The sequence below is a fragment of the Agrobacterium tumefaciens genome, assembly GCA_025560025.1.
Lineage (GTDB): Bacteria > Pseudomonadota > Alphaproteobacteria > Rhizobiales > Rhizobiaceae > Agrobacterium.
The window spans coordinates 2,574,363-2,589,963 of sequence record CP048485.1 but is presented as its reverse complement, the minus strand read 5'-3'; the positions used below and the strand labels follow the sequence as shown (position 1 = coordinate 2,589,963).

Below are 15,601 nucleotides of genomic sequence, written 5' to 3'. Positions count from 1 at the left end.
GTTTCAGAATCTCTGACAAAACAAAACCCGGGTTATTGGCCCGGGTTTTTCTTTGGCTGCATTTGCTATTTTAAGCGTCCAGGCAGGCGTCAATTCTGGTAACGGTTCCAGATCGCCTTGTCGCCCATGCCGAGAACAAGTTTGCCGTGGGCCGCGACGGTCTCCGCATCCAGTCGCGAGGGCAAAGGGCTTGGCCGCTGTAGCGGCTCAAGTGGTACATCATCCTCGATGACGACCGTTTCCTGTTTGGCCGCCGAACCGAAACCGAGCGCCGTCTGACGCCCACCGATCATCTCGATGTAGACTTCGGCAAGCAGTTCGGAGTCGAGGAGCGCGCCGTGTTTGGTGCGGTGGGAATTGTCGATACCGTAACGCCGGCAGAGCGCATCGAGAGAGTTTGGTCCCATCGGGTGCTTGCGGCGGGCGAGCGAAAGCGTGTCCGTCACCAGATCGGCCGCGACCGGCTCAATGCCCAGACGCGCGAATTCAGCATTGATGAAGCCCATATCGAATGTCGCATTATGCGCCACCCAGCGTGCACCCTCGAAGAAATCACGGATCTGGTCGGCGACATCGGCGAATTTCGGCTTGTCTTTCAGGAAGTCGTCAGTAATGCCGTGAACAGCAAGCGCATCGGGGTGAACCTTGCGGTCTTCCGGGCTGATGTAGAGATGCAGCGTTTTCCCGGTTGGGAAATGGTTGATCAGCTCAATCCCGCCGATTTCGATAACACGGTCCAGTTTCGATTCAAGGCCCGTGGTTTCCGTATCGAAAATGATCTCACGCATTGTTTTCTCCGTGGCCCGAACCGGCGGCCAATCTTTGCAAGATTCCTCTTACCTGATCCCGCGCCGCTTCGACACCATTTCCGGTATCGATGACGAAATCGGCGCGTTGACGCTTTTCAGTATCTGGCATCTGCCGGGCAAGGATCATTTCAAACTTCTCTTCCGTCATGCCCGGTCGGGATAAAACGCGCTGGCGCTGTATGTCAGGAGCGCAGCTGACGACCACTATTTTATCGACCCGCTCTTCAGCCCCGGTTTCAAACAGAAGGGGAATATCGAGAAGGGCGAATTGCCGAGCTTCTTCCCTAGCCTTTGCGAGAAAGGCTTCCTGTTTCTCCCGGACAAGCGGGTGAACAATCGCTTCGAGCTTGCCGAAATTAGCCGGATTCTCCCGCAGAACCTCGCCGAGCTTCTGGCGATCCACCGCACCGGAAACAGTCGTGCCCGGGAAAGCGGTTTCGATCAGGCCAACAGCTTCCGCCCGATAAAGCGCGTGCACGACCTCATCGGAATCGAGAACCGGAACGCCTTCTTCAGCAAACAGCCTTGCCGTCGTTGTTTTTCCCATTCCGATCGAGCCGGTAAGACCGATGACAATCATCAATGTTTTTCCATATCCGCGATGATGAGGGAGCGGAGGGTTTCGTCCACCTCCGGCATCTGGCCGAACCATCTCTTGAAGCCGGGTTTAGCCTGGTGAAGAAGCATGCCAAGCCCGTCAACAGTCGCAATGCCCTGCGCTTGCGCCATCTGCAGGATGGGCGTTATCAAGGGCACATAAACGATATCCGTCACGACGGCATTTTCGGCGAGCGGTGAGAAATCCAGGTCTGGCGCTTCGGTCCCATCCATTCCGAGTGATGTGGTGTTCACGAAAAGGCCGGCACCCTGCATGACCTCGTGAAGTGCGCCTTGGGGATGGGAGAAGACCCTTGGGCCAAAACGGTCGGCCAGTTCCCGGGCCCGTTCCACCGTGCGGTTCAGAATATGGATTTCAGCAATGCCGCGGTCCCGCAAGGACTGGACCACGGCGCGGCTGGCACCGCCAGCTCCGAACACCACTGCCCGGTCAGTTTTATCCCACCCCGCGTGGCGCTCATCGAGATTGGAGACGAAACCGTAGCCATCGGTATTGGTGGCGCGAAGCTTGCCCTCTTCCATCCAGATGGTGTTTGCGGCACCCAGTTCTTCTGCCACCTCATCAGGGCTATCCGCGAGCCTGTAGGCGGCTTCCTTGTGCGGGATGGTGACATTTCCGCCGACGGCGGATCCCGGCCCCTGCGCCCTTATTGTCGCAATGAAATTCGGGAAATCGTCCGGCTTGACCTCCACGGCCTTATAGGAGCCGGAAATGCCAAATTTCTTCAGCCAGTAGGAATGGATGATCGGCGAGCGGGAATGCTTGATCGGGTAACCGGCAACGAAGGCATTTATGGTTAATGTTTCACGTGAATCAGCCATCGATGACATCCATGTCGCGCAGTTTCGTTAATAGGGGCAAAAGCGGAAGGCCGAGAATGGTGAAATAGTCCCCCTCGATTGAGGTGAATAGCTGGATTCCCTCACCCTCGAGCTGGTAGGCGCCAACGCTACTTAAGGCCTTTTCCCCGACCCGTTGCAGGTGACGGGCGATAAATTCAGTGCTCAGATTTCGTACGGAGAGTTCGGCGCTGGAGACAGTCTGCCATAACACTTCCGCTCCCCGGACAAGAACGGCGGCGCTGTTCAGCCGGTGAGCTTTGCCGGACAAAGACAGCAGGTGCGCCTCGGCTTCCGCCATGGTTTTCGGCTTGTGATAAACACGGGTGCCAAGCGCCATTGTCTGGTCGCATCCAAGAACCAGCGCTGATGGATAGAGTGTACTGACCGCCAGCGCCTTGGCCCTGGCAAGTTCGAGTGCCACGTCTTCGGGACTGGCGCCATTTCTTTCCAGTTCTTCATCGAGCGCGCGCTCGTTTATATCCGCGGGAATCGCCGAGAATATCAGCCCAGCATTGCGCATCAGCATTTGGCGTGATGCGCTGGACGAGGCGAGGATCAATTCTTGTTTCATCGACTGTCTTCTCCGAATGGTGCGATCCGGATTATCGTGTCCTCGGACGAAGGGCAAGAATGGCCGCGGCCGTTTCCTCGATGGAGCGTCGCGTAACATCAATCAGTGGCCAATTGTTGCGGGCACAGAGCGCACGCGCATATTTCAGCTCTTCCATGATGGTAGCGCGATCCGTGTAACGCCCGCTGTCAAATCCGCCGGTGACGCCAAGTTCACGGTTTTCACGCACCTGCGATATGCGATCAGATGTTGCAACCAGACCGACGATCAGTGGCCTAGTCGCCGCATAAAGGCTTTCAGGCAGGGGCACATTCGGAACGACGGGTATATTGGCGGTCTTTATTCCCCTGTTGGCGAGATAGATGCTGGTCGGTGTTTTCGATGTGCGGCTGATCCCGATAATGACGATATCGGCCTCGTCATAGGTTTCCGGCATTTGCCCATCATCATGATCCATGGCAAAATTGAGCGCTTCGATCCGTGCGAAATAATCCGCATTCAAGACATGCTGCGCTCCGACCCGCCGTCTGGAAGGCGCACCGAGATAGGTCTGAAAAATGCCGATGATCGGCTCGAGAACGTTGACACAGGGTACTCCGATCGCATGGCAGCGTAAGTCCAGGAACTCAGCCAGCTGCTGGTCAACGATGGTATAGAGGACGATGCCGGGTTCCTTGTCGATAAGGTCAACCACCTGGGCGAGCTGCTTCTGGTTCCTGATCATCGGATAAACATGTTCCACGGGCATGGAGGCATGAAACTGGGCCGAGACGGCGCGACCCGCCGACATGAGAGTCTCTCCCGTCGAGTCCGAAATCAGGTGCAAATGGAAGAAGCTTTTTTTGTTCTCCACGCTGTTTTTCTCCCGCTGTTGATAAACCGGGACAAACTTCCGAATTGTCCTGAAGGCCGAGCCGCGACGTGAATAAGGTGGTGTTTTTCCACAATCCGCACGTGGCTTCAATCACCATCGGCGTGCCTGTGAATTGTTGGAAGAATGAAGGCTTGTCCAGAATTTTCCCCAGCCTATCCACAGATCAGGATATTTTCCGCATAGGCGGTAAATAAATGAAATCATTCAATAAATATTAGTTCTCCCTGTTGTTGGAGAACTGGCTATCAAATGATATCCGCAAAGACCGGTCACACTCCTCGACTGCGGCATTTCGACTGGAATGATTTTAATCCTTGCTACCCACAGACTCTAAGAAATAGAAAATCTTTTAAATCTCTTTGATTTTATTTTTTGAGAAGTTGGGTGGCATGAGCGAGCGCAAGGTTTTAAAGGTGTTGAACGGGCAAACGGTCACACCGCCGCCCATATGGCTGATGCGGCAGGCAGGGCGTTACCTTCCCGAGTACAGGGAAACGCGCAAGACCGCCGGCAGTTTCCTTGATCTCTGTTATAATCCCGAACTGGCGACCGAAGTGACCCTTCAGCCCATTCGTCGGTTCGGGCTCGACGCCGCCATTCTCTTTTCCGATATTCTGGTGATACCGGACGCACTTGATCGGAACGTATCCTTCAGCGAAGGCAAGGGTCCGGCGATGGACCCGATCGATGTCAATGGTATCGACAGGCTGGATGCTGCGAATGTCATTGCGCATCTTTCGCCGGTTTTTGAGACTGTGTCCCGCCTGCGCACGACATTGCCGGATGAGACGACCCTTCTTGGATTTTGCGGCGCGCCCTGGACGGTTGCCACCTACATGATTGCTGGGCACGGAACGCCTGACCAGGCGCCAGCGCGGCTCTTCGGTTATCAGGAGCCGGTTGCGATGGAGAAGCTTCTCGCTTTCCTCGCGGATATTTCTGCAGACTATCTGGTGGCGCAGATCGATGCTGGGGCAGATGCGGTTCAGATTTTCGATTCCTGGGCTGGCGTGCTCGGCGAGAAGGAATTCGAGGAATATGCGGTAAAACCGGTTGCGCGGATTATTGCCTCTGTGCGCGCCCGTCGTCCGTCCGCAAAGATCATCGCTTTCGCCAAGGGGGCGGGTTATCTTCTGAAGGATTATCGCCGCAAGACGGGTGCAGACGCCATTGGGCTAGATTGGTCTGTGCCCCTCAGCTTCGCTCGCGATCTGCAGAAGGAAGGCCCGGTGCAGGGTAATCTGGACCCGATGCTGATGGTGGCGGGCGGTAAGGCGTTGCAGGATGGCATCGATGCAGTGCTAGAGGGGCTCGGACAGGGTCCGCTGATCTTCAATCTCGGTCATGGCATTACCCCGCAGGCCGACCCGGAAAACGTCACGCGGCTGGTGCAGCGGGTGCGCGCTCTCGGAGCCGGGGCATGAGCAACGAGAAACAGACCTCCGCCCGTTCGGGAAACAGGGCCGCACTTCGTGCCGGAGTGGCACTTGGTGTCTTTGCGGCATTTGTCGCCTTGCTGTTTTACGCCGATCCCGCCGATCTTTATCTCTGGATCAAGGCGCTTCATATCATCGCGGTGATTTCGTGGATGGCGGCGATTTTTTACCTGCCGCGGCTGTTCATCTACCACACCGATGCACCGGCCGGTTCGCAGCAATCCGAAACCTTCAAGGTGATGGAACAGCGGCTGATCAAGGTCATCATGAATCCGGCGATGATGATATCCTGGGTGCTGGGACTTTATCTCGCCTGGTCGGTTTATGGTTTTTCCGGCGGCTGGCTGCATGCGAAGATCGGACTGGTCGTGATTTTGACGATCACCCATGTTTATTTCACCCGCAGCGCCAAACGTTTCGCGCGGGATGAAAATACCAGACCGGCCCGTCACTGGCGGTTGATGAATGAGGTTCCGACCGTGCTGATGATCCTCATCGTCATACTTGTGGTTGTGAAACCCTTTGGTTAAGACGCGGTAACGATAAATTTCGCGGAATTCGTGCTTTCCTCTTGCGGCGGCCGTGTTCAATCGCTATTTTCGCTTCACTCATCTTCGTGGCATGTGAATTATTCAGTCATCTGCGGTATCGCCCTCAGCATCTGATTCGCGAACACGCCCTCCCCCAAATACATTATCAAACGGTCTTTCCTTCATGGCTGAAATGAAGCTTCAGGAACTTAAGAGCAAATCGCCTACCGACTTGCTGACTTTTGCTGAATCCCTGGAAGTTGAAAATGCGAGCACCATGCGCAAGCAGGAGCTTATGTTCGCAATCCTCAAGGTTCTCGCGAGCCAGGACATCGAAATCATCGGCGAAGGCGTCGTCGAAGTCCTGCAGGACGGTTTCGGTTTTCTGCGGTCCGCTAACGCGAATTATCTCCCCGGTCCGGATGATATCTATATTTCGCCCTCGCAGATCCGCCGCTTCTCGCTGAAGACCGGCGATACCGTTGAAGGCCCGATCCGCGGACCCAAGGAAGGCGAACGTTATTTCGCGCTTCTCAAGGTCAACACGATCAATTTCGACGATCCTGAAAAGATCCGTCACAAGGTTCACTTCGACAATCTGACGCCGCTTTATCCAAATGAGCGCTTCAAAATGGAACTCGATGTTCCGACATCGAAGGATCTGTCTTCGCGGGTGATCGATCTCGTCGCACCGCTTGGCAAGGGCCAGCGTGGATTGATCGTCGCGCCACCGCGCACCGGCAAAACCGTTCTGTTGCAGAACATCGCGCATTCCATCACGGCAAACCATCCGGAATGTTATCTGATCGTTCTGCTGATCGACGAACGCCCTGAGGAAGTCACGGACATGCAGCGTTCGGTCAAGGGCGAGGTTGTGTCCTCCACCTTCGACGAACCCGCTGTACGCCACGTTCAGGTCGCTGAAATGGTCATCGAGAAGGCCAAGCGCCTGGTCGAACACGGCCGCGACGTCGTCATCCTGCTTGATTCCATCACCCGTCTCGGACGCGCCTATAATACGGTCGTTCCGTCTTCCGGCAAGGTTCTGACCGGCGGTGTGGACGCCAATGCGCTTCAGAGGCCCAAGCGCTTCTTCGGTGCCGCACGTAACATCGAAGAAGGCGGTTCGCTGACGATTATCGCGACTGCACTGATCGATACAGGCAGCCGTATGGATGAAGTGATCTTCGAAGAATTCAAGGGTACGGGTAACTCGGAAATCGTGCTTGACCGCAAGGTTGCCGACAAGCGCATTTTCCCGGCGCTCGATATTCTCAAGTCCGGCACGCGCAAGGAAGACCTGCTGGTGCCGCGCCAGGACCTGCAGAAGATTTTCGTGCTTCGTCGAATTCTGGCACCTATGGGAACCATGGACGCCATCGAATTCCTCATCGACAAGCTTAAGCAGACCAAGACCAATTCGGACTTCTTCGAGTCCATGAATACCTGATTCGGAGTTTAGCCGGATTCATCGACTAAGCTTTAAAGCCGCATCCGTTTGTTCGGATGCGGCTTGACTGTTTTAAACGAGGTGAGTGATGTCAGCTTCCGCCGATACGATCTACGCGCTTTCAAGCGGCGCTTTGCCGGCTGGTGTCGCCATCATCAGGATCAGCGGACCAAAAGCCTTTGAGGCTCTGGAAATATTGACCGGCCGTGCGCCTCCTGCTCCCCGACAGGTCACGCTGACTTCGATTCGGGATCGAAACGAAGATATAATCGATCAGGCGCTGACGGTTGTTTTCCCTGCCCCAAATTCCTTTACGGGTGAGGACTGCGTCGAGATTCACAGCCACGGCAGTCGCGCCGTTATGGCTTCAATTTTTTCCGAACTCGAAAATCTCCAGGGGCTCCGGCCTGCGGATGCGGGTGAATTCTCCCGCCGCGCATTTGAGAACGGCAAGATGGACCTCCTCGAGATCGAGGGGCTTGCGGATCTGTTGCAGGCGGAAACGGAAATGCAGCGACGCCTGGCCGTGGAGCAGAGTACAGGTAAATTGTCGGCCCTTTATGATGGCTGGGCAAACCGTTTGACTCGCGCGCGCGCGTTGATCGAGGCGGAACTCGATTTCGCCGACGAAGATGATATCCCGGATTCCGTCGCGTCCCAGGTCTGGCACTCGGTATCTGAGCTTAGGGATGAAATTGCCGGTCATCTGCGGAGCGGCGGGAATAGTGAGATCATCCGTGACGGCTTCAAGGTGGCGTTGGTCGGGGAACCCAATGCGGGCAAGTCCACTCTTCTGAACGCCCTGAGCGGCCGTGACGTGGCCATCGTGACCGACATAGCTGGTACCACCAGAGATGTTTTAAGTGTCGATCTCAATCTTGATGGCTATCTGGTTCGCATATTTGATACAGCGGGAATCCGCGATACGCAGGATGTGGTCGAACAGGAGGGCGTAAGGCGCGCGGTTATGACGGCGGAAACCGCTGATCTCATCTTGTTGTTGCGGGACAATGATTCGATTCCGAAACAATCCTTAACCTCCCTTGCGAACCAGCGTCTTTTGCAGGTGCGAACCAAATCGGCACTTTCTCCCGCTGTTAAAGCGAGCTTTGACCTGTCTATTTCGGCGCGGGAAGGGCTCGGCCTGGATGAGCTGCGTGTAGCGATCAAGCGTGAGATCGAGAAACGTGTCGGTGCTGGACAGACATTGGTTCCCGCGCGTGCGCGTCATAAAAAACGCCTTGAAGAGACGCTGAATTATGTTAGTGATGCGCTCCATTCCGAAGCCATGGACCTTGCGATAAGGTCGGAATATTTGAGGCTCGCGGCGACCTCACTCGGGCGTATTACGGGCCGCGTGGATGTGGAAGATTTGCTCGGCGTAATCTTCTCGGAATTCTGCATTGGAAAATGATTCACGTGAAACATTGGCTGCCGATGCGGCAAAGCTGATGAATTAAGATAGGGCGCAGGGATATGCACCAGTCATTCGATGTCATTGTTATCGGAGGCGGCCATGCCGGCAGCGAGGCCGCGGCTGCGGCTGCGCGACACGGTGCTAAAACCGCTCTCGTTACCCATAAGCGCGAAACGATTGGCGTCATGTCCTGCAACCCGGCGATCGGGGGTCTTGGTAAGGGACATCTCGTTCGAGAAATCGACGCATTGGATGGGCTGATGGGCCGCGTTGCGGATGCTGCAGGCATTCAGTTCCGTATGCTCAATCGCAAAAAAGGTCCGGCCGTTCGTGGTCCTCGCACGCAAGCCGATCGACGTCTGTATCGCGAGGCTATGCAGTGCGAAATCAGCGCAATAGAGAATTTGACGATTATTGAGGGTGATGCTTTCGATATCGAAATGGCTGGTGATCGCGTCTCTGCCGTTATCATGGCAAATGGTAGCCGGATTCATTGCGGTGCTGTTGTGCTTACCAGTGGCACCTTCTTGCGTGGCCTCATTCATATCGGCTCCGAAAAGATTCCCGCCGGTCGCGTTGGTGAGGAGCCATCCCTCGGCCTCTCGCAAACGCTTTCGCGCCTGGGTCTTGCCATGGGCCGGTTGAAGACGGGGACCCCTGCCCGGCTCGACGGCCGTACGATCGACTGGAATGCGGTGGATCGACAGGCAGCTGACGAGGATCCTATCCCTTTCTCCTTCATGACGGATCACATTCTCAATCCGCAGATCGAATGTGGTGTGACCCGGACGACGCCGGCCGGGCATAAGATCATTCAGGACAATATTCACCTCTCGGCGATGTATTCAGGGCAGATCGAAGGGGTAGGCCCGCGATATTGCCCGTCGATAGAGGACAAGATCACCCGGTTCGGCGAACGCGATGGCCATCAGATATTTTTGGAACCGGAAGGGCTGGACGATCATACCATCTACCCAAATGGAATTTCGACATCGCTTCCGGCATTCGTTCAGGAACAATTTATCCGCACCATACCGGGCCTCGAAAGAGTTTCCATTCTTCAGTCGGGTTACGCGATTGAATATGACTATGTCGATCCGCGGGAGCTTAAGCCCTCTCTGGAATGCCGTAAAATTCCGGGGTTATTTCTTGCTGGTCAGATCAATGGAACGACGGGTTATGAAGAAGCCGCCGCTCAGGGCCTTGTGGCCGGGCTGAACGCTTCGCTTTATGCTGGCGATGCTGACGTCATCTATTTCAGCCGCACGGAATCCTACATCGGCGTGATGATCGATGATCTGACCTCAAAAGGTGTCAGCGAACCCTATCGTATGTTCACATCGAGAGCGGAATATCGACTTTCACTGCGTGTCGATAATGCCGACCTGCGGCTAACTCCTATTGGTGAAGCTGCCGGCATCATTGGTCGTGAGAGGCAAGAGCGCTTCTCGGGTTTCCTCTCGGATCTGGATAAGGGGCGTGAGGTGATGAGAAACATGTCCATCAGCCCGTCTCAGGCAGCGAAACAGGGATTGAAGCTAAATCAGGATGGTCAGCGCCGCACGGTATATGAATTGCTCGCCTATCCCGAGATGAGCCTGGAGACGCTTGCTGTGCATTGGCCTGAGTTGCTATCGATTGACAGCAAAGTTTCTGAGGTTTTGCAAATTGAGGCCAGCTATGCCGTCTATATGCAGCGCCAGAGTGCAGATATTGTCGATATCAAGCGAGACGAGGATAGAAAAATCCCCGATGATTTCGATTTTCAGACTTTGTCCGGCCTTTCGAACGAATTGAAACAAAAGTTGGAAAAGGCGCGTCCTGAAAACATTGCACAGGCTGCCCGTGTTGACGGTATGACGCCTGCTGCTATATCGCTGCTACTCGCACTGCTGCGGAAAAGCTCTGCAACGCGAAATGAAAAAATGCGCATGCACCAATAGCGAGTCGGACTATGAAGATAAACGGCCAGAGTGTTTCACGTGAAACACAGGAAAGACTCGAGCACTTTGTCGAGCTTTTCAAGAAGTGGAATAAAACCACAAATCTGGTGGCGCCTTCAACTCTTACTGAGCTTTGGAGCCGGCATGTGGCCGATAGCGCGCAGATATTTCAGCTCTCCCCTGAGCCTAAAAAATGGATCGATCTCGGCAGCGGCGGTGGATTTCCCGGCGTTATCACCGCGATTTTCCTGGCCGAGCTCGGCGACGGCTGGGTCGATCTTGTCGAAAGCAACAATAAAAAAGCAGCCTTTCTGCGCATTGCGCTGAAGGAAACCGGCGCAAGAGGCTCCGTTCATCCAGTCAGGATTGAAAAAGCGCCGCAAACGGTAAAAGACTGCGACGCTGTTTCCGCAAGAGCACTTGCGGAGCTGGATTTGCTGTTCGACTATATCCATCCCTGGGCGAAGAATAATCCGCATCTCAAGGCCTATTTTAATAAAGGCCGGGATTATGATTCCGAAGTGCAGAAAGCGCATGGCCGCTGGCAGTTTGATCTGGTAAAACATCAGAGTGTCATTGAGGCAGATTCTGTTGTTCTTGAAATCAGAAACCTCATTTTAAGGCACTGACGAACTGACCGGGTGCGGCATGAGCTTTGAGAAAAATCGGATTATCGCAGTTGCAAACCAGAAGGGCGGCGTTGGCAAAACAACGACGGCCATCAATCTGGCGACCGCATTGGCGGCGATCGGTGAGCGCGTATTGATCATTGATCTTGATCCGCAGGGTAATGCCAGCACCGGGCTCGGTATCGATCGTAAAGAGCGCAAATTGTCGTCCTACGATCTCCTGGTGGGCGATAATGGCATCTCCGAAGTCGCGGTTCCGACAGCGGTTCCGAATTTGGACATTGTTCCTTCGACGATGGATTTGCTCGGCTTCGAAATGCAGGTCGCGAATGTCAGTAATCGTGTGTTTCTGTTGCGCGCTGCCATGGAAACGCCGGAGGCAAGAGCTTACTCCTATATCCTCGTTGACTGCCCGCCCTCTTTTAACCTCCTGACCATGAATGCCATGACAGCCGCCCATTCCGTGCTGGTGCCGTTGCAGTGTGAGTTCTTCGCACTGGAAGGTCTCAGCCAGTTGCTGGATACGGTAAGTCAGATAAGGGGCTCGGTTAATCCGCAGCTGGATATTCAGGGTATCGTCCTGACGATGTTTGATGCGCGCAACAACCTGGCGCAACAGGTCGTTACCGATGTGAGGACGCATCTGGGCGAGAAGGTTTACCACACGCTCATTCCGCGTAATGTTCGTGTTTCCGAAGCGCCGTCTTATGGTAAGCCAGCAATTCTTTACGACCTCAAATGTGCCGGTAGCCAAGCCTATTTGCAGCTGGCGTCTGAAGTGATCCAGAGAGAGCGTCTGCGCAAGGCCGCGTGACGTTCACCGGAATGTATGGAGTAATATCTTATGAGTGATGATCTTTCCAAGCGTCGGCTCGGGCGTGGTCTTGCGGCGCTGATCGGAGAAATGGATCAACCGGTGCCAGTGGGTGAGCCGCAGCGCGCCGTCAACGCTGATCGCACCATTCCGATTGAGTTCATTGCCCGCAGCCAGAGAAACCCACGCCGTCATTTTGATGAGAATGAGCTGCAGGATCTTGCCGCATCCATTCGTCAACATGGAATTGTTCAGCCTGTGGTGGTGCGAACGGTTGGCGTCAACCGTTACGAGATTATCGCTGGTGAACGGCGTTGGCGCGCGGCGCAGCTGGCTGGTTTTACCGATGTGCCGGTCATCGTTCGTGATGTGGACGATCGCACGGCCCTGGAGCTGGCGATTGTCGAAAACGTGCAGCGTTCCGACCTCAATCCGCTCGAAGAGGCGATGGGTTACGAACAGCTGATTGCCGAGCATGGTTACACCCAGAACGATCTCGGTGAAATCATTGGCAAAAGCCGAAGCCACGTTGCAAATAGCTTGCGGTTGCTGAAGCTGCCCGATCCGGTGCGCGATATGCTGGCAGACGGTTCTCTTTCCGCCGGTCATGCGCGAGCGCTGGTGTCAACCTCCGATCCGGCGACTTTGGCGAAGACCATCGTCTCCAAGGGTCTCTCGGTTCGTGATGCCGAACGTCTGGCGCAAAATGATATCAAGTCGCAGGGCGATGTTACCGAGAAGCGTCCGGCTGCCGAGAAGGACTCCGATACCATTGCGCTGGAACGCAGCCTATCCGACGCCCTTGGTCTTGATGTGAAGATCAGCCACAAAGGCGGTTCCGGACAAATCCGTATTGGCTACCGCACACTGGAGCAACTGGAAGCGGTCTGCCGACTTTTGGAACAGAAATAAGTAAGCATCTGTTTTTATTGAAAAATACCCGCTTTTAGCGGGTATTTTTTGTTTTACCGATCAAAAATCGATCGCCCGACCTTTTATTTCATAGTCACCGAAACGAACGGGTTCTGCGCCGCCGCGGCCACCGGTTTCCGGTGGTAATTGAAGATCCGCCTGCTGTTTGCGGCGCTCTTCCGCTTCCTTCAATGCGCGTTCCGCCGCCGGCGAAAGCCGTTTCGCCATTTCCGCGCCGTTGTCATTGTCTGCATCCTGCATGAGAATCCTCCCTATGACGGGATATTGAAATATGTTTGCTGTTTACCAGATTATATAATCAAACCGGCTTTATAAACCCCCGGAATATTCCCTGATAGATGATGAGGAGATTTTGGCAGATGAACATGATGCGCACGGCAATGCTTCTGGCCTTCATGACGGCATTGTTCATGGGTGTCGGTTTTCTTATCGGCGGCAAAGGCGGCATGATGATTGCCTTCCTCATCGCTGCCGGCATGAATCTGTTCTCCTACTGGAACTCAGACAGGATGGTCCTTTCCGCCTATCGCGCGAAGGAGATCGATGAGGCCAATGCGTCCGAGTTCTTTCATATGATCCGCGATCTCTCGCATAACGCCGGCCTGCCGATGCCAAAGGTCTATATTTACGATAGCCCGCAGCCCAATGCATTCGCGACGGGAAGAAACCCGCAAAATGCCGCTGTCGCCGCCTCGACGGGCCTGCTCGAGCGTCTGACGCCTGAAGAAGTGGCCGGTGTCATGGCGCATGAGCTGGCACATGTGCAGAACCGGGATACGCTGACCATGACGATCACCGCGACGCTGGCGGGCGCCATCTCCATGCTGGGCAATTTCGCTTTCCTGTTCGGCGGCAATCGCGAAAACAACAATAATCCGCTTGGCTTCATCGGCGTTCTGGTCGCGATGATCGTGGCACCGCTGGCTGCGATGCTGGTGCAGATGGCCATCAGCCGCACACGGGAATATTCCGCCGATCGGCGCGGCGCGGAAATATGTGGCAATCCGCTGTGGCTGGCGTCTGCGCTACAGAAGATTTCCGGCATGGCGCAGCAGATTCACAATGACGATGCTGAGCGCAACCCGGCAACGGCGCATATGTTCATCATCAACCCGCTCTCCGGCGAGCGCATGGACAATCTTTTCTCCACCCATCCAAATACGGAAAACCGGGTGGCGGCCTTGCATGCAATGGCACATGAGTTTTACCCGCGAGGATCGACGCCGACGCCAGCGAATGATAAGCCTCTGCGCAAATCAGGCTCGGTTCCCACAACAGGCAGGGGCCGAGGCAATGAAAACGAGTGTAAAGGGCCGTGGTCTTGACATCCGATATGCAGAATAAGCCGGCGCGGTCCAAAAAGCCGAGGTCGGCCAATGGCAAGGGCCGTGAAGACGGCCCTTCGTCTTTCCAGGATAAGCCGGGTCTTGCAGCACGCATTGCCGCGACGCGCATTCTCGCAGCCGTTCTTGAAAAGAAGACCTCGCTCGACGGGATGTTGGACAGTGAAAACGGTAATCCCGTTTATCGCGCGCTTTCCCTTGCAGACCGGGCGTTGGTAAGAGCCATCGTCAACAGCGCGCTTCGTCACCTGCCGCGTATCGAGACGGCGCTATCGATGCTGCTTGACGGGCCGTTGCCGCAGGGCGCCCGTTCGCTGCATCACGTCCTTGTCGTCGGTGCGGCGCAGATGCTCTATCTGGACGTTCCGGATCATTCCGCGGTGGATCTGGCCGTGGAACAGGCCCATCGCGATCCGCGTAACAGGCGTTTCGTCAAGCTTGTGAACGCCGTTCTCCGGCGGCTGGGTCGGGAAAAAACGGACATCGAACAGGCCATTGCGCAGGTTCCGGTGCTGCCGGACTGGTTCTATGCGCGCCTGGTTTCGGCCTATGGCGATGAGACTGCAAAGCGGATTTCCGAGGCGCAGCTGACGCCGTCCTCCATCGATCTCACGGTCAAGGCCGATCCGGCTCTGTGGGCGGAAAAGCTGGGCGGCACGCTCCTGCCAAATGGCAGTGTGCGGCTTGGGGAATTCGATGGCCAAATTCCCTCGCTGCAGGGCTTTGCCGAGGGGGCGTGGTGGGTGCAGGATCTCGCTGCCAGCATGCCGGTGAGGCTGATGGGCGATATTTCCGGCAAGCGTGTTGCCGATCTCTGTGCGGCTCCGGGCGGCAAGACCGCCCAGCTTGCGCTTGCGGGTGCGAAAGTGACCGCGCTTGACCAGTCCGGCAATCGTCTTCGCCGCCTGAGGGAAAATCTCGACCGGCTCGGCCTTCATGCCGAAACGGTGGAGATCAATATGATGAAGTACCAGCCGGAACAGCCTTTCGACGCCGTTCTTCTCGATGCGCCCTGCTCGTCAACCGGCACGCTGCGTAAACATCCCGATGTCTGCTGGACCAAGGATGAAAATGATATTGCCAAACTTGCAGCTCTTCAGGGCCAGATGCTGCGACATGCACTCACCATGATCGATTCCGGCGGCATTGTTGTCTTTTCCAACTGCTCGCTCGATCCCTCGGAAGGGGAAATGATGATCGCGCAGGTTCTGGCGGAAAACTCCGGCATTGAGCGTATTGCCGTCCGCAAGGAGGACTGGCCTGCAATGGAAACCGCCATCACTGCGGAGGGCGATCTTCGCACGACGCCGGATATGTTCGGCGGAGTTGATGGGTTTTTTAGCAGTGTCTTGCGTAAGAAGTAGAAAAAAGCGAAGCTTTCGCGAATCATT

At 55.4% G+C, this 15,601-nt stretch carries 16 protein-coding genes; 10 read left to right on the top strand and 6 right to left on the bottom strand.

Annotation, left to right across the window (positions count from 1 at the left end):
* Window positions 1-89 precede the first annotated feature (89 nt).
* Genes dnaQ through FY152_12485 form a run of 5 tightly spaced genes read right to left on the bottom strand, consistent with a single transcriptional unit; the run spans window position 90 to window position 3,694 of the window.
* On the bottom strand, window positions 90-788 hold the full coding sequence (gene dnaQ / locus FY152_12505) for a DNA polymerase III subunit epsilon (protein ID UXS32877.1): 699 nt from the start codon (window positions 786-788) through the stop codon (window positions 90-92).
* A complete protein-coding gene (locus FY152_12500; protein UXS32876.1) occupies window positions 781-1,389 on the bottom strand; it encodes a dephospho-CoA kinase in 609 nt (202 codons plus the stop codon). The genes dnaQ and FY152_12500 overlap by 8 nt, the downstream gene beginning before the upstream one ends.
* A complete protein-coding gene (locus FY152_12495) occupies window positions 1,389-2,249 on the bottom strand; it encodes a shikimate dehydrogenase (protein UXS32875.1) in 861 nt (286 codons plus the stop codon). The genes FY152_12500 and FY152_12495 overlap by 1 nt, the downstream gene beginning before the upstream one ends.
* The gene (locus FY152_12490) at window positions 2,242-2,841 is read right to left on the bottom strand and encodes a Maf-like protein (protein UXS32874.1); all 600 of its coding nucleotides are present in this window, start codon (window positions 2,839-2,841) and stop codon (window positions 2,242-2,244) included. The genes FY152_12495 and FY152_12490 overlap by 8 nt, the downstream gene beginning before the upstream one ends.
* Window positions 2,842-2,872: 31 nt before the next feature.
* Complete coding sequence (locus FY152_12485; protein UXS32873.1) at window positions 2,873-3,694, bottom strand: kinase/pyrophosphorylase; 822 nt, start codon at window positions 3,692-3,694, stop codon at window positions 2,873-2,875.
* Between the two features lie 410 nt (window positions 3,695-4,104).
* Between FY152_12485 and FY152_12480 the strand changes: the two genes are divergently transcribed.
* The 8 genes from FY152_12480 to FY152_12445 all read left to right on the top strand — a co-directional run bounded on the left by FY152_12480 (window position 4,105) and on the right by FY152_12445 (window position 12,846).
* Window positions 4,105-5,139, top strand: a complete 1,035-nt coding sequence (locus FY152_12480) for a uroporphyrinogen decarboxylase (GenBank protein ID UXS32872.1) — start codon at window positions 4,105-4,107, stop codon at window positions 5,137-5,139.
* The gene (hemJ, locus tag FY152_12475; protein UXS32871.1) at window positions 5,136-5,681 is read left to right on the top strand and encodes a protoporphyrinogen oxidase HemJ; all 546 of its coding nucleotides are present in this window, start codon (window positions 5,136-5,138) and stop codon (window positions 5,679-5,681) included. The genes FY152_12480 and hemJ overlap by 4 nt, the downstream gene beginning before the upstream one ends.
* 193 nt (window positions 5,682-5,874) lie before the next feature.
* A complete protein-coding gene (rho, locus tag FY152_12470) occupies window positions 5,875-7,131 on the top strand; it encodes a transcription termination factor Rho (protein ID UXS33280.1) in 1,257 nt (418 codons plus the stop codon).
* An 88-nt stretch (window positions 7,132-7,219) separates the two neighbouring features.
* Entirely contained in the window at window positions 7,220-8,545 is a 1,326-nt protein-coding gene (gene mnmE, locus FY152_12465) for a tRNA uridine-5-carboxymethylaminomethyl(34) synthesis GTPase MnmE (protein ID UXS32870.1), read from the top strand.
* A 62-nt stretch (window positions 8,546-8,607) separates the two neighbouring features.
* The gene (gene mnmG, locus FY152_12460) at window positions 8,608-10,491 is read left to right on the top strand and encodes a tRNA uridine-5-carboxymethylaminomethyl(34) synthesis enzyme MnmG (GenBank protein ID UXS32869.1); all 1,884 of its coding nucleotides are present in this window, start codon (window positions 8,608-8,610) and stop codon (window positions 10,489-10,491) included.
* An 11-nt stretch (window positions 10,492-10,502) separates the two neighbouring features.
* Window positions 10,503-11,120, top strand: a complete 618-nt coding sequence (gene rsmG / locus FY152_12455) for a 16S rRNA (guanine(527)-N(7))-methyltransferase RsmG (GenBank protein UXS32868.1) — start codon at window positions 10,503-10,505, stop codon at window positions 11,118-11,120.
* 19 nt (window positions 11,121-11,139) lie between these two features.
* Window positions 11,140-11,934 (top strand): ParA family protein, encoded by a 795-nt coding sequence (locus tag FY152_12450; protein UXS32867.1) that lies wholly within the window; start codon window positions 11,140-11,142, stop codon window positions 11,932-11,934.
* Between the two features lie 30 nt (window positions 11,935-11,964).
* Window positions 11,965-12,846, top strand: a complete 882-nt coding sequence (locus FY152_12445; GenBank protein UXS32866.1) for a ParB/RepB/Spo0J family partition protein — start codon at window positions 11,965-11,967, stop codon at window positions 12,844-12,846.
* A gap of 60 nt (window positions 12,847-12,906) precedes the next feature.
* Here FY152_12445 and FY152_12440 read toward each other — a convergent pair whose 3' ends face one another.
* Window positions 12,907-13,107, bottom strand: a complete 201-nt coding sequence (locus FY152_12440; GenBank protein UXS32865.1) for a DUF1674 domain-containing protein — start codon at window positions 13,105-13,107, stop codon at window positions 12,907-12,909.
* 119 nt (window positions 13,108-13,226) lie between these two features.
* Between FY152_12440 and htpX the strand changes: the two genes are divergently transcribed.
* Window positions 13,227-14,192, top strand: a complete 966-nt coding sequence (htpX, locus tag FY152_12435) for a zinc metalloprotease HtpX (protein ID UXS32864.1) — start codon at window positions 13,227-13,229, stop codon at window positions 14,190-14,192.
* Complete coding sequence (locus FY152_12430) at window positions 14,189-15,574, top strand: MFS transporter (protein ID UXS32863.1); 1,386 nt, start codon at window positions 14,189-14,191, stop codon at window positions 15,572-15,574. Before htpX ends, FY152_12430 begins: the two co-directional genes overlap by 4 nt.
* Window positions 15,575-15,601: the final 27 nt, after the last annotated feature.

What these genes read in the sequence shown, in the direction of transcription:
- dnaQ (UXS32877.1), bottom strand. Translation starts at nt 788, where the DNA reads ATGCGTGAGATCATTTTCGATACGGAAACCACGGGCCTTGAATCGAAA.
- FY152_12500 (UXS32876.1), bottom strand. Translation starts at nt 1,389, where the DNA reads ATGATTGTCATCGGTCTTACCGGCTCGATCGGAATGGGAAAAACAACG.
- FY152_12495 (UXS32875.1), bottom strand. Translation starts at nt 2,249, where the DNA reads ATGGCTGATTCACGTGAAACATTAACCATAAATGCCTTCGTTGCCGGT.
- FY152_12490 (UXS32874.1), bottom strand. Translation starts at nt 2,841, where the DNA reads ATGAAACAAGAATTGATCCTCGCCTCGTCCAGCGCATCACGCCAAATG.
- FY152_12480 (UXS32872.1), top strand. Translation starts at nt 4,105, where the DNA reads ATGAGCGAGCGCAAGGTTTTAAAGGTGTTGAACGGGCAAACGGTCACA.
- hemJ (UXS32871.1), top strand. Translation starts at nt 5,136, where the DNA reads ATGAGCAACGAGAAACAGACCTCCGCCCGTTCGGGAAACAGGGCCGCA.
- rho (UXS33280.1), top strand. Translation starts at nt 5,875, where the DNA reads ATGAAGCTTCAGGAACTTAAGAGCAAATCGCCTACCGACTTGCTGACT.
- mnmE (UXS32870.1), top strand. Translation starts at nt 7,220, where the DNA reads ATGTCAGCTTCCGCCGATACGATCTACGCGCTTTCAAGCGGCGCTTTG.
- mnmG (UXS32869.1), top strand. Translation starts at nt 8,608, where the DNA reads ATGCACCAGTCATTCGATGTCATTGTTATCGGAGGCGGCCATGCCGGC.
- rsmG (UXS32868.1), top strand. Translation starts at nt 10,503, where the DNA reads ATGAAGATAAACGGCCAGAGTGTTTCACGTGAAACACAGGAAAGACTC.
- FY152_12450 (UXS32867.1), top strand. Translation starts at nt 11,140, where the DNA reads ATGAGCTTTGAGAAAAATCGGATTATCGCAGTTGCAAACCAGAAGGGC.
- FY152_12445 (UXS32866.1), top strand. Translation starts at nt 11,965, where the DNA reads ATGAGTGATGATCTTTCCAAGCGTCGGCTCGGGCGTGGTCTTGCGGCG.
- FY152_12440 (UXS32865.1), bottom strand. Translation starts at nt 13,107, where the DNA reads ATGCAGGATGCAGACAATGACAACGGCGCGGAAATGGCGAAACGGCTT.
- htpX (UXS32864.1), top strand. Translation starts at nt 13,227, where the DNA reads ATGAACATGATGCGCACGGCAATGCTTCTGGCCTTCATGACGGCATTG.